The organism is Brevundimonas sp. TWP2-1 (assembly GCF_049897645.1).
In the GTDB taxonomy this organism is placed as follows: Bacteria; Pseudomonadota; Alphaproteobacteria; order Caulobacterales; family Caulobacteraceae; genus Brevundimonas.
Window position 1 is genome coordinate 651,849 of the sequence record NZ_JAFCWR010000001.1, and the last position, 15,453, is coordinate 667,301.

18 protein-coding genes are annotated in these 15,453 nt (G+C 65.0%); 4 read left to right on the forward strand and 14 right to left on the reverse strand.

The genetic code is table 11. The annotated features are described in order from the left end of the window. The first annotated feature begins 79 nt into the window (after positions 1-79). The 4 genes from ACP7BH_RS03395 to ACP7BH_RS03410 all read left to right on the forward strand — a co-directional run bounded on the left by ACP7BH_RS03395 (position 80) and on the right by ACP7BH_RS03410 (position 3,324). The gene (locus ACP7BH_RS03395) at positions 80-2,434 is read left to right on the forward strand and encodes an ATP-dependent helicase (protein ID WP_425983716.1); all 2,355 of its coding nucleotides are present in this window, start codon (positions 80-82) and stop codon (positions 2,432-2,434) included. Between the two features lie 57 nt (positions 2,435-2,491). Next, on the forward strand, positions 2,492-2,764 hold the full coding sequence (locus tag ACP7BH_RS03400; protein WP_425983714.1) for a hypothetical protein: 273 nt from the start codon (positions 2,492-2,494) through the stop codon (positions 2,762-2,764). Then, the gene (locus tag ACP7BH_RS03405) at positions 2,761-3,042 is read left to right on the forward strand and encodes a type II toxin-antitoxin system RelE/ParE family toxin (protein ID WP_425983712.1); all 282 of its coding nucleotides are present in this window, start codon (positions 2,761-2,763) and stop codon (positions 3,040-3,042) included. The genes ACP7BH_RS03400 and ACP7BH_RS03405 overlap by 4 nt, the downstream gene beginning before the upstream one ends. A gap of 99 nt (positions 3,043-3,141) precedes the next feature. Next, positions 3,142-3,324, forward strand: a complete 183-nt coding sequence (locus tag ACP7BH_RS03410) for a DUF3606 domain-containing protein (RefSeq protein ID WP_135195518.1) — start codon at positions 3,142-3,144, stop codon at positions 3,322-3,324. Between the two features lie 61 nt (positions 3,325-3,385). Here ACP7BH_RS03410 and lpdA read toward each other — a convergent pair whose 3' ends face one another. The 14 genes from lpdA to lipA all read right to left on the reverse strand — a co-directional run bounded on the left by lpdA (position 3,386) and on the right by lipA (position 15,390). Beyond that, on the reverse strand, positions 3,386-4,792 hold the full coding sequence (gene lpdA, locus ACP7BH_RS03415; protein ID WP_425983710.1) for a dihydrolipoyl dehydrogenase: 1,407 nt from the start codon (positions 4,790-4,792) through the stop codon (positions 3,386-3,388). Between the two features lie 2 nt (positions 4,793-4,794). Beyond that, the gene (locus ACP7BH_RS03420; RefSeq protein WP_425983708.1) at positions 4,795-5,274 is read right to left on the reverse strand and encodes a glutathione peroxidase; all 480 of its coding nucleotides are present in this window, start codon (positions 5,272-5,274) and stop codon (positions 4,795-4,797) included. 15 nt (positions 5,275-5,289) lie between these two features. Next, positions 5,290-6,579 (reverse strand): pyruvate dehydrogenase complex dihydrolipoamide acetyltransferase, encoded by a 1,290-nt coding sequence (locus ACP7BH_RS03425; RefSeq protein WP_425983706.1) that lies wholly within the window; start codon positions 6,577-6,579, stop codon positions 5,290-5,292. Further along, positions 6,579-6,896 carry a DUF5076 domain-containing protein gene (locus ACP7BH_RS03430; RefSeq protein ID WP_425983704.1) on the reverse strand — a complete coding sequence of 106 codons (318 nt, stop codon included), beginning with the start codon at positions 6,894-6,896 and terminating at the stop codon, positions 6,579-6,581. The genes ACP7BH_RS03425 and ACP7BH_RS03430 overlap by 1 nt, the downstream gene beginning before the upstream one ends. Further along, positions 6,893-8,272, reverse strand: coding sequence for a pyruvate dehydrogenase complex E1 component subunit beta (locus tag ACP7BH_RS03435; RefSeq protein WP_425983702.1), 1,380 nt, complete (start codon positions 8,270-8,272; stop codon positions 6,893-6,895). Before ACP7BH_RS03435 ends, ACP7BH_RS03430 begins: the two co-directional genes overlap by 4 nt. A gap of 3 nt (positions 8,273-8,275) precedes the next feature. Further along, the gene (pdhA, locus tag ACP7BH_RS03440) at positions 8,276-9,304 is read right to left on the reverse strand and encodes a pyruvate dehydrogenase (acetyl-transferring) E1 component subunit alpha (protein WP_135195511.1); all 1,029 of its coding nucleotides are present in this window, start codon (positions 9,302-9,304) and stop codon (positions 8,276-8,278) included. Between the two features lie 133 nt (positions 9,305-9,437). Further along, a complete protein-coding gene (locus tag ACP7BH_RS03445) occupies positions 9,438-9,737 on the reverse strand; it encodes an FtsB family cell division protein (RefSeq protein ID WP_409716355.1) in 300 nt (99 codons plus the stop codon). Positions 9,738-9,875: 138 nt separating this feature from the next. Next, positions 9,876-11,153: a phosphopyruvate hydratase gene (eno, locus tag ACP7BH_RS03450; RefSeq protein ID WP_425983700.1), complete on the reverse strand. Its 1,278-nt coding sequence runs from the start codon at positions 11,151-11,153 to the stop codon at positions 9,876-9,878. Positions 11,154-11,242: 89 nt separating this feature from the next. Beyond that, complete coding sequence (locus ACP7BH_RS03455) at positions 11,243-11,860, reverse strand: hypothetical protein (protein WP_425983698.1); 618 nt, start codon at positions 11,858-11,860, stop codon at positions 11,243-11,245. A 109-nt stretch (positions 11,861-11,969) separates the two neighbouring features. Further along, on the reverse strand, positions 11,970-12,152 hold the full coding sequence (rpmF, locus tag ACP7BH_RS03460) for a 50S ribosomal protein L32 (RefSeq protein WP_026108365.1): 183 nt from the start codon (positions 12,150-12,152) through the stop codon (positions 11,970-11,972). A gap of 155 nt (positions 12,153-12,307) precedes the next feature. Then, a complete protein-coding gene (locus ACP7BH_RS03465; RefSeq protein WP_425983696.1) occupies positions 12,308-12,859 on the reverse strand; it encodes a sugar O-acetyltransferase in 552 nt (183 codons plus the stop codon). Next, the gene (locus tag ACP7BH_RS03470) at positions 12,856-13,971 is read right to left on the reverse strand and encodes an NAD(P)/FAD-dependent oxidoreductase (RefSeq protein ID WP_425983694.1); all 1,116 of its coding nucleotides are present in this window, start codon (positions 13,969-13,971) and stop codon (positions 12,856-12,858) included. Before ACP7BH_RS03470 ends, ACP7BH_RS03465 begins: the two co-directional genes overlap by 4 nt. Next, positions 13,968-14,420, reverse strand: a complete 453-nt coding sequence (locus ACP7BH_RS03475) for a type II toxin-antitoxin system RatA family toxin (protein ID WP_425983692.1) — start codon at positions 14,418-14,420, stop codon at positions 13,968-13,970. The genes ACP7BH_RS03470 and ACP7BH_RS03475 overlap by 4 nt, the downstream gene beginning before the upstream one ends. A 7-nt stretch (positions 14,421-14,427) precedes the next feature. Continuing rightward, positions 14,428-15,390: a lipoyl synthase gene (lipA, locus tag ACP7BH_RS03480; RefSeq protein ID WP_425983691.1), complete on the reverse strand. Its 963-nt coding sequence runs from the start codon at positions 15,388-15,390 to the stop codon at positions 14,428-14,430. Between the last annotated feature and the right edge of the window lie 63 nt (positions 15,391-15,453).

The window sequence follows — 15,453 nt, forward strand, 5'->3', positions numbered from 1 at the left end:
TGTGGCGTCGGCCCTGACATTGCCGCGCGGTCCCCTTATGTTCCGGTTTCGAATCTGACTGACGGATGTTTCTGCGCCTGTGACCGATCTCCCCGCCCCCCGCATTTCCGACCTGGCGCGAGCCCGCGCGCCTGAGGGTGAGGCGCCGCGCGACTATCTGAAGGGGCTGAACCCCGAACAGCGCGAGGCGGTCGAGACGACCGAAGGGCCCGTCCTGGTTCTGGCCGGCGCCGGCACCGGCAAGACGCGGGTGCTGACCACGCGGCTGGCGCACATCCTGGCGACCGGCCGGGCCAAGCCGTGGGAACTGCTGACCGTCACCTTCACCAACAAGGCCGCGCGCGAGATGCGCGAGCGGATCACCCATCTGATCGGCCCCTCGGCGGAGGGGCTGCGCTGGCTGGGCACCTTCCACTCCGTCGCCGCCCAGATCCTGCGCCGTCACGCCGAACTGGTCGGGCTGAAATCCAGCTTCACCATCCTGGACACCGACGACCAAGAACGGGTGCTGAAACAGCTGCTGGAAGCCGCAAACATCGACACCAAACGCTGGACGCCCAAGTCGCTGAGCGGCCTGATCGACCACTGGAAGAACCGCGGCTGGACGCCCGAGAAACTGCCGCCCGGCGAGGATTTCGCCAACGGCAAGGGCCAGGGTCTATACGCCGCCTATCAGGCGCGTCTGCGCAGCCTGAACGCCTGCGACTTCGGCGACCTGCTGCTGCACAACATCACCATACTGTCGCAGCATGCGGATTTAGCTGAGGAATACCGCCGCCGCTTCCGCTACATCCTGGTCGACGAATATCAGGACACCAATGTCGCGCAGTATCTGTGGCTGCGGCTGCTGACGGCCTCGACCGGCAATGTCTGCTGCGTCGGCGACGACGACCAGTCGATCTATGGCTGGCGCGGAGCCGAGGTGGATAACATCCTGCGCTTCGAGCGCGACTTCCCCGGCGCCAAGATCGTCAAGCTGGAGCGGAACTATCGCTCGACCAGCCACATCCTGGGCGCGGCCTCGGGCCTGATCGCCGCCAACCGCGATCGGCTGGGCAAGACCCTGTGGACCGAGGACGACAGCGGCGACAAGGTGCGGGTGCGCGGCGTCTGGGACGGCGAGGCCGAGGCCCGGCTGATCGCCGACGAGATCGAGACCGCGCTTCGTCCCCACGCCGGCGAGCCGGGCCTGAAATACAAGGACATGGCCATCCTGGTCCGCGCCTCGTTCCAGATGCGGGCGTTCGAAGAGCGGCTGGTCATGCTGGCGATCCCCTATGCCGTCATCGGCGGTCCTCGCTTCTTCGAACGGGCCGAGATCCGCGACGCCCACGCCTATATGCGGCTGATCCAGTCCGAGGACGACGACCTGGCCTTCGAACGGATCGTCAATGTGCCCAAGCGCGGCATCGGCGACACTAGCGTGCAGAAGGTCCTGCAACTCGCCCGCCAGCACGGCCTGTCCGCCCTGACGGCCGTGCGAGGCCTGATCAATACCGACGAGCTTCAGGCCCGCACCCGCACCGCCCTGTCCAACTTCGTGCGCGACGTCGACCGCTGGCGCGCCCTGTCCGAGACCATGCCCCACTGGCAGGTCATGGAGACGGTGCTGGAGGAAAGCGGCTACACCGACATGCAGAAGGCCGACCGCACCAGCGGCCAGACCCGGTTGGACAACCTGAAGGAACTGACCCAGTCGATGCAGCAGTTCGAAACGCTGCAGGCCTATCTGGAACACGTCTCCCTGGTCATGGATCTGGAACGCGCCAACAGCGACGATCCGAACGGCGACGGCGCCGTTCAGATCATGACCCTCCACGGCGCCAAGGGGCTGGAGTTCCCGCTGGTCTTCCTGCCCGGCTGGGAGGAAGGCGTCTTCCCCAGCCAGCGCAGCATCGACGAGAAGGGTGAAAAGGGCCTGGAGGAGGAACGCCGCCTGGCCTATGTCGGCGTCACCCGCGCCAAACAGGACGCGCGGATCTCGTTCGCAGCCAACCGTCTGGTCTATGGCCGCTGGACCTCGCAACTGCCCAGCCGCTTCGTCGACGAACTGCCCATCGACCACGTCGATCCACAATCGGACACCGGCTACTACGGCGCCTCCACCGGCATGAAGGAGGCCAAGAGCCGCTGGGACGACGCGCCCTCCTTCGGCAGCGGCTATTCCTCCCCCGGCTGGAAACGCGCCCAATCCTTCACCGCCGCCCAGACCCCGAACAAGCTCCTGGCCCGCAAGGCCGTGATCGAGGGCGACGGCCGCCTGATCGCCACAGGCGATCCCAAGTCGAGCTCCGGCTGGACCAAGGGCGAACGCGTCTTCCACCAGAAGTTCGGCTACGGCAACGTCCGCATCATCGAGGGCAACAAACTGCTGGTCGATTTCGAAAAGGCCGGCGAAAAGCGGGTGATCGACAGCTTCGTCGAGAAGGCTTGACGCCGTCAGGCGCCTGACCCAGATTGTTCCCGCAATGTTCTCGATGGACGACACGCCATGGCCGACGGCTCCCTGATTCTCAAGCTCGACGACTACACCGCCGCCAAGATTTCGGAACGGGCCCGGGCCATGGGTATGCCGGCGGAGGCGCTGGCGGCCATGGTGTTGGACGCCCGCTTCTTCGACTATGACGACTTCAACTGGATCAACGGCGACCCGCGCGACGACCAGGCATCACTGAACGAAGTGTACGAAGAGGGCCGACCGTGGAGCGAAGCGAGGTCTGATTTCCTGGCGCTGATCGACAAGACGTTCGGCAAGCCTGAATGAAGTTGATCCTGTCGCCGAGGGCCGAGCTCGACTTCGAGGCCCAGGTGCGATGGCTCCAACTCCATTCTCCCGTTGCGGGCCGGGCGGCGGCGTTGCGCATCGTGCAGACGATTGACCTACTGGCGGACTTTCCAGACCTTGGCATGGTCGTACGCGGAAAGGTGCGCGAGAAGGCGGTTCAGTTCGGCCGGGATGGATTTGTGATCCGCTACCGGCGCTTAGGCCAGACATTGATCGTGCTCCGCATCTTCCACAGCCGCGAGAACAGACTAGGATGATTAGCTGAACGTTGCTCGCGCCCTCTCGGGCGCTAGCGGCTAGAACTAATCCCGACAGGGCAAGTGGATGGCACGGCCCTTTATCAAACGGAACCAGCCATGGCAGGCCTCAAGGACAAGCGCGGCTTCATCGACAAGGAACGGATCGACCTGTCGGAGCGTCAGTCGGTAGAATACTTCATGAAACGCTGGGGCGTGACCCGCGACCAGATCACCGCCGCTCACCGCAAGGTCGGCCGCATGACCAAGGACATCGCGGCGGAGTTGGGCAAGAAGCGCTGACGCCTCGCCCCTAAAGAAAAAACGGCCCCGGAGCGATCCGGGGCCATTTTCGTCTTTGGGCTTAGATGTGGATCACACGCCCATAGGCGTCCAGCGCCGCCTCGTGCATGGCTTCCGACATGGTCGGGTGCGGATATACGATGCCGTGGATGTCTTCTTCCGTCGCTTCCATGGTGATGGCGGTGACATAGCCTTGGATCATCTCGGTCACTTCGTGGCCGATCATGTGAGCGCCGATCAGGGCGCCGGTCTTGGCGTCGAATATCACCTTGACGAAGCCGTCGGTGTCGCCCGAGGCGATGGCCTTGCCGTTCACGCGGAACGGGAAGCGGCCGATCTTGACCTCGCGCTTCTCGGCGCGGGCGGCCTGTTCGGTGACGCCGACCGAGGCGACCTGCGGCTGGGCGTAGGTGCAGCCGGCGATGGGCGAAGGGACGTTCGGGGTCTTGTAGCCGGCGATAAACTCGGCGGCGTGGATGCCTTCGTGCGAGGCCTTGTGCGCCAGCCAGGGCGCGCCGGCGCAGTCACCGATGGCGTACAGGCCCTTGACGTTGGTCTGGCAGTGGCCGTCGATCTTGACGTGGCCGCGGTCCATTTCCAGACCCAGGGCCTCCAGGCCGATACCGTCGGTGTTGGCGGTGATGCCGACGGCCGAGATGCAGACCTCGGCCTCCAGGGTCTCGGCCTTGCCACCGATCTCGACGGCGACCTTCACGCCCTTGGCGTCCTTGCTGACCTTGGTAACCTTGGCTCCCAGCTTGAACTTCATGCCGCGCTTCTCGAACGACTTCTGGGCGGCCTTGGAGACCTCCTCGTCCTCGACCGGCATGACGCGGTCTACGGCCTCGACCACGGTCACGTCGCAGCCCAGGGCGCGATAGAAGCTGCCGAACTCGATGCCGATCGCGCCCGAGCCGATCACGACGATCGACTTGGGCAGGAACTTCGGCGCCATGGCCTCGCGGTAGGCCCAGATCCGGTCGCTGTCGGCTTCCAGACCGATCTGCGGCAAGGCGCGGGCGCGGGCGCCGACGGCCAGCATGACCGACTTGGCCTCCAGGGTGCGCGAACCGCCCGCCTTCAGATCGACGACGACCTTGGGCGCGGCGGCGCCCTTCTCAAGCTTGGCCGAACCTTCGATCACCTCGATCTTGTTCTTCTTCATCAGGAAGCCGACGCCCTGATTCAGCTGTTTGGCGACGCCGCGCGAGCGCTGGATGATGGCGTCGAAGTCGAACGACGCGCCCGAGGCGGACAGGCCGTATTCCTTCAGATGGCTCAGGCTTTCGAACTTCTCGCCGGACTTCAGCAGCGCCTTGGTCGGGATACAGCCCCAGTTCAGGCAGATGCCGCCCAGGTTTTCGCGCTCGATGATCGCGACCTTGAGGCCCAGTTGGCTGGCGCGGATGGCCGCGACGTAACCGCCGGGGCCCGAGCCGATGACGACGAGATCGAATTCAGCAGCCATGATCAGATCAACTTCTCGATGTCGGCCTTGATGGCCTCGGGTTCTGTCTGCGGGGCATAGCGGGCGACCACCCTGCCCTCGCGGTCGGTTAGGAACTTGGTGAAGTTCCACTTGATGGCCTTGGAGCCCAGGAAGCCGCGCTTCTGTTCGGTCAGCCAGGCATAGAGCGGGTGCCGGTTCGGCCCGTTGACCTCCACCTTGTCGAACAGGGGAAAGGTCACGTCGAAACTGGTGGCGCAGAAGGCGGCGATCTCCGCCGCCCGCCCCGGCTCCTGCTCGCCGAACTGGTTGCAGGGAAAGCCCAGCACCTCGAACCGCCGGTCGGCGAACGTCCGGTGCAGCTTCTCCAGCCCGTCATACTGGCCGGTGAAACCGCACTTGGACGCCGTATTGACGATCAGCAGCGCCTGACCGCGAAAACGGTCCAGCGAAACCTCCGTGCCGTCGATGGCGCGGGCGGAGAAGTCATAGACCGAGGTCATGACCTCACCCTCCCCTTACGCCAGCATCGCGACGGGATCTTCGATCAGCGGCTTGAACGCCTGCAGGAAGCGGGCGCCGGTCGCGCCGTCCACCACGCGGTGATCGCAGGTCAGGGTCACGGTCATGACGGTGGCCGCAACGACCTGGCCGTTCTTGACGACCGCGCGCTGCTCGCCCGCACCCACGCTCATGATGCAGCCCTGGGGCTCATTGATGATCGAGGTGAACTGCTTGATGCCGAACATGCCCAGGTTGGACACCGAGAAGGTGCCGCCCTGGAACTCTTCCGGCTTCAGCTTGCGTTCGCGGGCGCGCTTGGCCAGGTCCTTGGACTCGGTCGCAATCTGCGCCAGACCCTTGGTTTCGGCCTTCTTGATGATCGGGGTGATCAGGCCGCCGTCGATCGCCACCGCCATCGAGACGTCGGCGTTGTGGTGCATGGCGATGCCTTCGGGGGTGTAGGAGGCGTTCGCCTCCGGCACCATCTTCAAGGCCAGGGCCGCGGCCTTGATGACGAAGTCGTTGACCGAGACCTTGATGCCCTGTGGCTCCAGCATCTTGTTCACCTTCGCGCGAACCGCCATCAGCTGGTCGATCTCGACGTCGATGAACAGGGGGAAGTGCGGGACGTTCTGGATGCTGTCGACCATGCGACGCGCTACGGCCTTCTTCATGCCGTCCAGCGGGATCAGGTCGTAGCTGCCGTCCGGAATGCCCACCTGCGCCAGGGACTGGGCCTTGCGCGGCTCGATACCAGAGGTCGCCGTGGAGGCGGCGGCCGGTTGAGCGGAGCTCTTCGGTGCGCCCTCGACATCGCGCTTGACGATGCGGCCGTGCGGTCCGGTGCCCTTGATCGACTTCAGATCGACGCCGTTCTGGGCGGCGACGCGACGCGCCAGAGGCGAAGAGAAGATGCGCTCTCCGTTTTCGGACTTCGGCGGAGCGGGCGCCGGAGCGGCAGCAGCACCAGCCTTGGGCGTTTCAGCGGCGGGAGCAGCTTCGGCCTTCGGCGATTCCTCGGTCTTGGCGGCGGGCTTTTCCGCGGCCTTGGGCGCGGCGGCTCCGCCTTCATCCTTCAGTCGGGCGATGGGCGTATTGACCTTCACGCCTTCCGTGCCTTCGGCAACCAGGATGTCGGTGATCTCGCCCTCATCGACGGCCTCGACTTCCATCGTGGCCTTGTCGGTTTCGATCTCGGCAATCACGTCACCGGCCGAGACGACGTCTCCGACCTTGACGTGCCACTTGGCGAGAACGCCCTCCTCCATCGTCGGAGACAAGGCCGGCATCAGGATATCGGTCATCAGGCGTTCCCCCCGGTATTGGTGGTCGGCTCCGCGACGGTTCGGACGTTCGCCGCCTTCACCACTTCGCTGAAGCCTTCGAGGATGCGGTTGTAGGCCGCAGTTTCATCATGGTTGTGACGAACGGCATAGCCATGCGCCATATGGCGCGCGGCATAGGCCAGCATGTGGCCGAACTGGAGCGGGTCGTTGAAGGCGGGCTTCACCGACATCACCGGTTCGTTCTTCGACCACCACATACGCAGCACTTCGATCGCATCGGGATCAGCGGCGACGCTCTCGGGCGTCACCAGCATGAATTCCGAGGCTTCGGTCATGCCATCACCTGCTTCACGGCCGCGACGATCTTGTCCACGCCCGGAAGCGACAAGACTTCCAGGTTGGCGGCGTAAGGCAGCGGCACGTCTTCCTGGTGCACGCGCAGCGGTGGGGCGTCTAGATAGTCGAAGGCGTGTTCGATGACGCGAGCCACGACCTCGGCGCCGACGCCCATCGGACCCCAGCCCTCTTCGGCCGAGACCAGACGGCTGGTCTTCTTGACGCTCTCGACGATGGTGTCGGTGTCCAGCGGACGCAGGGTGCGAAGATCGACGACCTCGCACTCGATGCCTTCCTCGGCCAACTTCTCGGCGGCCTGGAGGGCGAAGCCGACCATGCGGCTGTGCGCTGTGATGGTGACGTCCTTGCCTTCGCGACGGACCTTGGCCTTGCCGATCGGCAGGACATAGTCCTCGACGTCCGGCACATCGAACTCCAGACCGTACATCATCTCGTGTTCGAGGAAGACGACGGGGTTCGGGTCGCGGATGGCGGCCTTGAGCAGTCCCTTGGCGTCGGCCGCGTCATAGGGCGCGATCACCTTCAGGCCCGGAACCTGGGCATACCAGGCCGAATAGTCCTGGCTGTGCTGGGCGCCGACGCGCGAGGCGGCGCCGTTCGGACCGCGGAACACGATCGGCGCGCGGATTTGACCGCCCGACATATACAGGGTCTTGGCGGCCGAGTTGATGATGTGGTCGATCGCCTGCATGGCGAAGTTGAACGTCATGAACTCAACGATCGGCTTCAGGCCCGACATGGCTGCGCCGACGCCCAGGCCGGCGAAGCCGTGCTCGGTGATCGGGGTGTCGACGACGCGCTGGTCGCCGAACTCTTGCAGCAGGTCGCGGCTGACTTTGTAGGCGCCCTGGTACTGGGCGACTTCCTCGCCGATCAGGAAGACGCGGTCGTCACGACGCATCTCTTCGGCCATGGCGTCGCGCAGGGCGTCGCGCACCGTCGTCTTGACCAGTTTGGCGTCGGCCGGGATTTCCGGGTCGCGCAGTTCGACCTTGGGGGTCGAGGTCTGCGCCGGAGCCTTTTCGGGATCGCCCGTCTTGCCTTCGGCCGTCGCCTTGGGCGCATCGGCCTGAGCCTTGTCGGATTCAGCCTTGGGCGCAGGCGCCGCTGCGCCGTCTTCGCCGGCCAGGCGCGCGATCGGCGTATTGACCTTCACGTTCTCGGAGCCTTCGGCGACCAGGATTTCCAGCACTTCGCCTTCGTCCACGGCCTCGACCTCCATCGTCGCCTTGTCGGTCTCGATCTCGGCGATCACCTGGCCGGCCGACACGGTGTCGCCTGCCTTGATGTGCCATTTGGTCAGCGTGCCCTCTTCCATCGTGGGGGACAGCGCCGGCATCAGAATGTCGGTCACGGATCAGGCCTCCACGTAGACGTCGGTGTAGAGCTCGGACGGATCGGGTTCCGGGCTCTCTTGGGCGAATTGAACAGCTTCGGCGACGATCGCCTTGATTTCGGTGTCGATGGCCTTGAGCTCGTCCTCGGTCGCATTGGCGGCCGACAGCAGCATCTTCAGGTGATCGATCGGATCGCGGGTCTTCTTGACCTCGTCCACCTCTTCCTTGGTCCGGTATTTCGCCGGGTCGGACATCGAGTGACCGCGATAGCGATAGGTCTTCACTTCCAGGATGAAGGGACCGCCGCCTTCACGGGCGCGCTTCACCGCCCGCGCCGTGGCGTCACGCACGGCCAGCACGTCCATGCCGTCAACCTGTTCGCCCGGAATGCCGAAGCTGGCCCCGCGCTGGTACAACTCGGTCGTGGAGGACGAGCGTTCGATGCTCGTGCCCATGGCGTACTGATTGTTCTCGATAATGTAGATGGCGGGCAGCTTCCACAGCTGCGCCATGTTGAAGCTCTCGTAGACCTGACCCTGGTTCGAGGCGCCGTCGCCGAAATAGACGAAGGCCACCGAATCGTCGCCGCGATATTTGCCGGCGAAGGCCAGTCCGGTGCCCAGCGCCACCTGGGCGCCGACGATGCCGTGACCGCCGTAGAAGCCGGTCGGCACGTCGAACATGTGCATCGAACCGCCCTTGCCCTTGGACGAGCCGCCGCTGCGGCCGGTCAGCTCGGCCATGACTTCCTTGGGATCCATGCCGGCGGCCAGCATATGGCCGTGGTCACGGTAGCCGGTGATGATCTTGTCGTGACCCTGTTTGACGCTCTCCTGAACGCCGACGGCCACGGCTTCCTGGCCGATGTACAGGTGGCAGAAGCCGCCGATCAGACCCATGCCGTAGAGCTGGCCGGCACGCTCTTCGAAGCGACGGATCAGGACCATCTCGCGATAGAAGCGAAGCAGATCCTCCTTGGACGCCGTCGGCGTGTTTGGCAGTTTGTCAGGCGAAGTCGTCTGAGCGGATTTGGCTGGGGCTTTCGCCATCCGGTATCTCCCGGCTAGGCGTCGAGAACCGGCGCCTTCTTATCGTTACGGAAAGGGGCTTTAGCAGCCTTCCTTCCCGGAACGCAAAGGGGTGGGAGCCGCCCTGTAACAATAGTTCAAGTGGCGAGAGTTTTCACCCTTGAACGGCGGGGCCCTGCACGCGGATCACATAGTCGCGGGGGTCCGAAAAGCCCAAGACGGCGCGCGCGCGCTCTTCCAAAAGATCACGGGACAGGCTGTCGGTGCGCAGATAGCGAACGCGCGTCTCAAGGTCGCGACGCTGTTCGGTCAGATGCGCCAACTGGTCCTCACGCTGCCCCAGCAGGGCATCGCGGGAAGAGCCGCTCAACAAGCCGCGCTCGCCCGTCAGCGCCTGCACCCCGAGATAGGCAAGCAACAACAACAGGGCGAAGGACAGGCGGTAAGGTTTCATCCGTTCGGGCACTTAAAACGCTCCTTCTGAGCGCGAAAACACAGTTCATAGACTGTGCCCGAAAATGCCTAACGAAATGTAGCTTGGCCGTAAGATAATCGGCGGAGAACGCTGATTCTCCGCCGATTATTCCGGTTTCTACTTCAGCAGCATGCCGTCGCCGAAATAGACGCCCTGGTCACCCAGCATCTCTTCGATGCGCAGCAGCTGGTTGTATTTCGCCACCCGGTCCGAACGCGCCAGCGAGCCGGTCTTGATCTGCCCGCAGTTGGTGGCGACAGCCAGGTCTGCGATGGTGTAGTCCTCGGTCTCGCCCGAGCGGTGGCTCATGACGGCGGTGTAGCCTGCGCGGTGAGCCATATCGACGGCGTCCAGCGTCTCGGACAGGGTGCCGATCTGGTTGACCTTGATCAGGATGGAGTTGGCCAGGCCTTCGCCGATACCGGCGGCCAACCGCGCCGGATTAGTCACGAACAGGTCGTCGCCGACCAGTTGAACCCGGTCGCCCAGGCGTTCGGTCAGCAGGCGCCAGCCGTCGAAGTCGTCCTCGGCCATGCCGTCCTCGATCGAGACGATCGGGAAACGCTCGCACAGATCGACCAGATAGGCGGCCATTCCGTCGGAATCGACGGTCTTGCCCTCGCCGCTCATGATGTATTTGCCGTCCTTGAAGAACTCGGTCGAGGCGACGTCCAGGCCCAGGTGGAAGTCTTCACCGGCCAGATAACCGGCCGCCTGCCCCGCCTTGGTGATAAAGCTCAGCGCTTCGTCGGCCGAGGCCAGGTTCGGGGCGAAGCCGCCCTCGTCGCCGACGTTGGTGTTGTGACCGGCGTCCTTCAGCTGCTTCTTCAGCGCGTGGAAGATTTCGGCGCCCATGCGCACGGCGTCCGAGAAGGTCTCGGCGCCGGTCGGCAGAATCATGAACTCTTGAATGTCGATCGGATTGTCGGCGTGTGCGCCGCCGTTGATGATGTTCATCATCGGGGTCGGCAGGACGCGGGCCGAGACGCCGCCGAGGTAGCGATACAGTTCCTGATTGGCCGACAGGGCGCTGGCCTTGGCGACGGCCAGGGACACGCCAAGGATGGCGTTGGCGCCGAGACGCGCCTTGTTGGGCGTGCCGTCCAGATCGATCATCGCCTCGTCGATGCGGCGCTGCTGCTCGGCGTCCATGCCGGACAGGGCGTCGAAGATCTCGCCGTTGACGGCGTCGATCGCCTTCTGCACGCCCTTGCCGCCCCACATGTCCTTGTCGCCGTCACGCAGTTCGACGGCTTCGTGCGCGCCGGTCGAGGCGCCCGATGGGACGGCGGCGCGGCCAAAGGAGCCGTCTTCCAGCGTGACATCGACTTCCACCGTCGGATTGCCTCGGCTGTCGAGGATCTGGCGGGCGACGATGTCGGCGATATCGGTCATGGCTCGGCTCTTTGGCTCAAGGGGCAAGGGAGGTCCGACGGTTTAGCCGCCTCCCCGCAAAACGCCAATGCCGACATCGCCGCCTGGCGTCAGGAACAGCCCTCGACCAGCTGGATCGACGGGTCGCCGGCATGAACCATCATCACCTTGCCGTCGCTGCCGATTTCGTAGCGCACGCCGCGCGCCGCCGGATCGGTGACATAGGACGTCGAGCCGCCACGCGACCAGACGAACAGATCTTCGGCCGGCGCATCCTGGTACTTGTGCGGTTGGGCGAAAAGGGCTCCGCCGTAAGCCTGTTTGATCGCCATGGCGGCGTCGCCGACACCAAAACCACGATCGGTCTTGGTCGCCGCACCGCGCGCCAGAGTGATTCGCGTCAGGACGCCGTTCTGGATCATGACCCGAACGTCCGCCGGCGCATTGGCCGGATGGAACTCGCCGCAGGTCTCCGGATCGGCGCCGCCGACAGCGTTCGGCTGAGAATCATCGCCCCAGGCCGTCACCAGCTCAGCGCGCGTCATGCCGATTCGCACAGGGCCCAGCCCTTCGGCCGTCAGGGCGTTGGGGTCTGCAGCGGGCGCTGCGGGCGTCTCCACAACCGGCGCAGCGGTTACTGGAGCCGGAGCGGCAGGCTGGTCTTGGCGGTCACAGGCGGCGAGCGTCAGCAGCGCGCAGGCGCTGACGGTGGTGAAACGAATCATCATGCGGCGTCTCCAGAGGAAGCTTCACCGCATTGAACGCACGAAAACGGCGCGCGGGTCACCGCGCGCCGTTAAAATCGTCATCCGGCCGTAGCCGGGCGCCAGTCGAAGACTAGTCTTCTTTCGGCGTGATGACCTGGCGACCGCGATAGGTGCCGGTCTTCAGGTCGATGTGATGCGGGCGCTTCAGCTCGCCGGTGTCCTTGTCCTCGACATAGACGTTCGAGGTCAGGGCGTCGTGGGCGCGGCGCATGTTGCGACGCGAGGGGGATACTTTCCGCTTCGGAACGGCCATGTCCGTCTCAATCTTCTAAGTCGGGCGCCGCCCAGAGCCGAAGCCTGATCAAGCGCGAAAACGATAGCGGCGGCCCTGAACCCTTCAAAGGAAGAACGGGGGACCGCCACGCGAGGCGCGGCTTATGCATGAACCCCGCGACGATTTCAAGGCGTTTAAGCAGGCGTGAGGCGACGCACGATCTTCGCCGGATTCCCGACCACCACGACGTCCGACGGCACATCCCTGGTCACTACCGAACCGGCCCCGATCACCGATCGATCGCCGACGGTGACGCCGGCCAGAATGATGGCGCCGCCGCCGATCCACACGTCGTCGCCGATGACGATGGGCCGTGCCGTCTCCTCGCCGCGACGCGCAACGGCGTCCAGCGGATGCTCCGGCGTCAGAAGCTGCACCCCAGGCCCTGCCTGAAAGTTGTCGCCGATGCGGATTTCGGCGCAGTCCAGGAACACGCAGTTGGCGTTGACGAAGGCCCGCGCGCCCAAGTGGATGTTGACGCCGTAGTCGCAGAAGAAGCCCGGCATGATCACCGCCTTGCCGTCAGCCGCGTTCACCAGCTCATTGACCAGGGCCCCACGCCGCTCGCGATCCGACTCGGCATTGATGGCGACGGTCAGGCCGACCGCGCGGGCGCGACCGTCCCGCAAGTCCTGATCGCCCGGATCATAGGGCAGGCCCGCCAGCATCTTCTCGCGTTCGGTCATGCGGTCTCCGTCAGGGCGGCGGCTGCGGCCTCGCCTATGGCCAGGGAGCTGGTCAGGCCGGGGCTCTCGATGCCGAACAGGGCCGTCAGCCCCTCGATCCCATGATGCTCGGCCCCGTGCAGTTGAAAGTCCGGTTGCGGCTCGCCCAGCCCATGCAGCTTGGGCCGGATGCCGGCATAGTCCGGCGTCAGTGCGCCGTCGGGCAGGCCGGGCCAGAAGCGGCGGATATAGGCGGCGAACACCTCGGCCTTGGCCGGATCGACGGAATAGTCCTCGGTCTCGACATAGGCCAGGTCGGGGCCGAACACGGCCTGTCCGCCCAGATCCTTGCGATAATGGGTGCCCAAGGCGCCGGGGATGGGCGGCGGATAGATCAAGCGGTCGAACGGCGCCTTGCCGACCAGACGGAAATAAATCCCCTTGCCGAAATGGCCGGCGGGAATGTCGCTGGCCGGATAGCCGTCGATGGCCGCCGCCACGGCCTGGGCCGAGAGACCGGGGGCCGTGACCAGCAGGCGGCTGGTGATCTCCATCGCCCCCTCCCCGCCTACACGGATGCGAAACCCGCCGTCCGGCAGGGGTTCGGCACCTTCGAACGGCGCCGAAACCACGACCGAGCCGCCCGCATCCTCGATTTCGCCCTGCAGGGCCAGCATATAGCCATGGCTGTCGAACAGGCCGCTCTCGGGCGACAGGATGGCGGCATAAGCATTCAGTTCGGGCTCCAGCGCCCGCGCCTGGGCGCCGGTCAGATGCGCCAGCCCCTCGACCCCGTTGGCCGTCGCCTGTTCGAAGATGGCCTCGATCCGTTCGACCTCGGCCTCTTGCGTGGCCACGACCAGCTTGCCGCATTTGCGATGGTCGATCTTACGACTGGCCAGGAAGTCATAAAGCGCCCGCCGCCCCTCGACGCAGAACTGCGCCTTTCGCGATCCGGTCGGATAATAGAGGCCGCCGTGAATCACCTCGGAATTGCGCGACGAGACGCCCTGGCCGATGTGGCCTTCCTTCTCAAGCACCAGCACCGTCAGGCCGCGTTTCGACAACGCCCGACCGCAGGCCAGGCCCACAGCCCCGGCGCCCACGACGGTCGCGTCGAAATCGAAACTCATGGCCTGGAGTATCTCCGCTTCGCCTCGGCCTCGAAACAGCCGATCAGCTTTTCCACCGCCCGGTCGAAATTGGCCGACAGCATCAGGTCCAGCATCTTCGACTTGAACGCGAAGTCGATCATGAACTCCAGCCGCGCGCCATCGGGGTGCGGAAAAAACTCCCAGCGGTTCTTCAGGTGCTTGAACGGCCCGCGCAGCAAGCCGACCTCGACCTTGGGCGCGTTCCGATCATGCCGGACCCACGTCGAGAACCGTTCCTTCAGGAAGGAGAAGCCCACGCCCGCCTCGGCGTCCAGCACGCTGACGCCCTCGCTCTCGACTCGCTCGTTCCAGACCCGCATCGACGTGACCCAAGGCACGAAGTCGGGATAGGCGCGCACATCGGCGACCAGATCGGCAAGCTGTTCGGGCGCATAGGGAAGGATGCGCGTGACGCGGTGGACGGCCATGCGGGACTTAGCGACGCAGCTGCGCCTCGCGCGCCGCCTTCAGCCGGGCGAAATCGTCGCCGGCGTGGTGCGACGAACGCGTCAGCGGTGACGAGGACACCATCAGGAAGCCCTTGGCCCGGGCGATCGCCTCATAGGCCTTGAACTCTTCCGGCGTGACGAACCGGTCGATGGCGGCGTGTTTGCGGGTCGGCTGCAAATATTGGCCGATGGTGATGAAGTCGACGCCGGCGGACCGCATGTCGTCCATCACCTGCATGACCTCTTCCTTGGTCTCGCCTAGGCCGACCATGATGCCGGACTTGGTGAACTGATCCGGGTCACGCTCCTTGACCATCTGCAACAGGCGCAGGCTGTGGAAGTAGCGCGCGCCGGGCCGGATCTTCAGATACAGGCGCGGCACGGTTTCCAGGTTGTGGTTGAAGACGTCAGGCTTGGCGTCGATCATCACGGCGGCCGCCCCGTCCTTGCGCAGGAAGTCGGGCGTCAGGATCTCAATGGTGGTGCCCGGCGCCTGGATGCGAATTTGGCGCACCACCTCGGCGAAGTGGGCCGCGCCGCCGTCCGACACGTCGTCGCGGTCGACCGAGGTGATCACCACGTGGTTCAGGCCCATCTGCTGAACCGCCAAACCGACCTTGCCGGCCTCTTCCGGATCCAGCGGCTGGGGCAGGCCCGTCTTGACGTTGCAGAAGGCGCAGGCTCGCGTGCAGGTGTCGCCCATGATCATCAGGGTGGCGTGCTTCTGGCTCCAGCACTCGCCGATGTTCGGACAGGCCGCTTCCTCGCAGACCGTCACCAGCCCCTTGGAGCGCACGATCTCCTTGGTCGCATTGTACTGGCCCGAACCGGGCGCCTTGACCCTCAGCCAGTCGGGCTTCTTCAGAACGACCGACTCGGGCCGGTTCTGCTTTTCGGGGTGACGCAGCTCGGACGGCTTGCGCTGAAGGGTGTCGATCAGGGTGACCATAGCCGGTATTTCGGACTTTGAAGGCGTTAAGGCAAGGCACGCCGGGTAACAGACTTGCCGCAG

Coding starts and splice junctions, on each gene's coding strand:
- ACP7BH_RS03400 (WP_425983714.1), top strand. CDS start 2,492: ATGGCCGACGGCTCCCTGATTCTCAAGCTCGACGACTACACCGCCGCC.
- ACP7BH_RS03405 (WP_425983712.1), top strand. CDS start 2,761: ATGAAGTTGATCCTGTCGCCGAGGGCCGAGCTCGACTTCGAGGCCCAG.
- ACP7BH_RS03410 (WP_135195518.1), top strand. CDS start 3,142: ATGGCAGGCCTCAAGGACAAGCGCGGCTTCATCGACAAGGAACGGATC.
- lpdA (WP_425983710.1), bottom strand. CDS start 4,792: ATGGCTGCTGAATTCGATCTCGTCGTCATCGGCTCGGGCCCCGGCGGT.
- ACP7BH_RS03420 (WP_425983708.1), bottom strand. CDS start 5,274: ATGACCTCGGTCTATGACTTCTCCGCCCGCGCCATCGACGGCACGGAG.
- ACP7BH_RS03425 (WP_425983706.1), bottom strand. CDS start 6,579: ATGACCGATATCCTGATGCCGGCCTTGTCTCCGACGATGGAGGAGGGC.
- ACP7BH_RS03430 (WP_425983704.1), bottom strand. CDS start 6,896: ATGACCGAAGCCTCGGAATTCATGCTGGTGACGCCCGAGAGCGTCGCC.
- pdhA (WP_135195511.1), bottom strand. CDS start 9,304: ATGGCGAAAGCCCCAGCCAAATCCGCTCAGACGACTTCGCCTGACAAA.
- ACP7BH_RS03445 (WP_409716355.1), bottom strand. CDS start 9,737: ATGAAACCTTACCGCCTGTCCTTCGCCCTGTTGTTGTTGCTTGCCTAT.
- eno (WP_425983700.1), bottom strand. CDS start 11,153: ATGACCGATATCGCCGACATCGTCGCCCGCCAGATCCTCGACAGCCGA.
- ACP7BH_RS03455 (WP_425983698.1), bottom strand. CDS start 11,860: ATGATGATTCGTTTCACCACCGTCAGCGCCTGCGCGCTGCTGACGCTC.
- rpmF (WP_026108365.1), bottom strand. CDS start 12,152: ATGGCCGTTCCGAAGCGGAAAGTATCCCCCTCGCGTCGCAACATGCGC.
- ACP7BH_RS03465 (WP_425983696.1), bottom strand. CDS start 12,859: ATGACCGAACGCGAGAAGATGCTGGCGGGCCTGCCCTATGATCCGGGC.
- ACP7BH_RS03470 (WP_425983694.1), bottom strand. CDS start 13,971: ATGAGTTTCGATTTCGACGCGACCGTCGTGGGCGCCGGGGCTGTGGGC.
- ACP7BH_RS03475 (WP_425983692.1), bottom strand. CDS start 14,420: ATGGCCGTCCACCGCGTCACGCGCATCCTTCCCTATGCGCCCGAACAG.
- lipA (WP_425983691.1), bottom strand. CDS start 15,390: ATGGTCACCCTGATCGACACCCTTCAGCGCAAGCCGTCCGAGCTGCGT.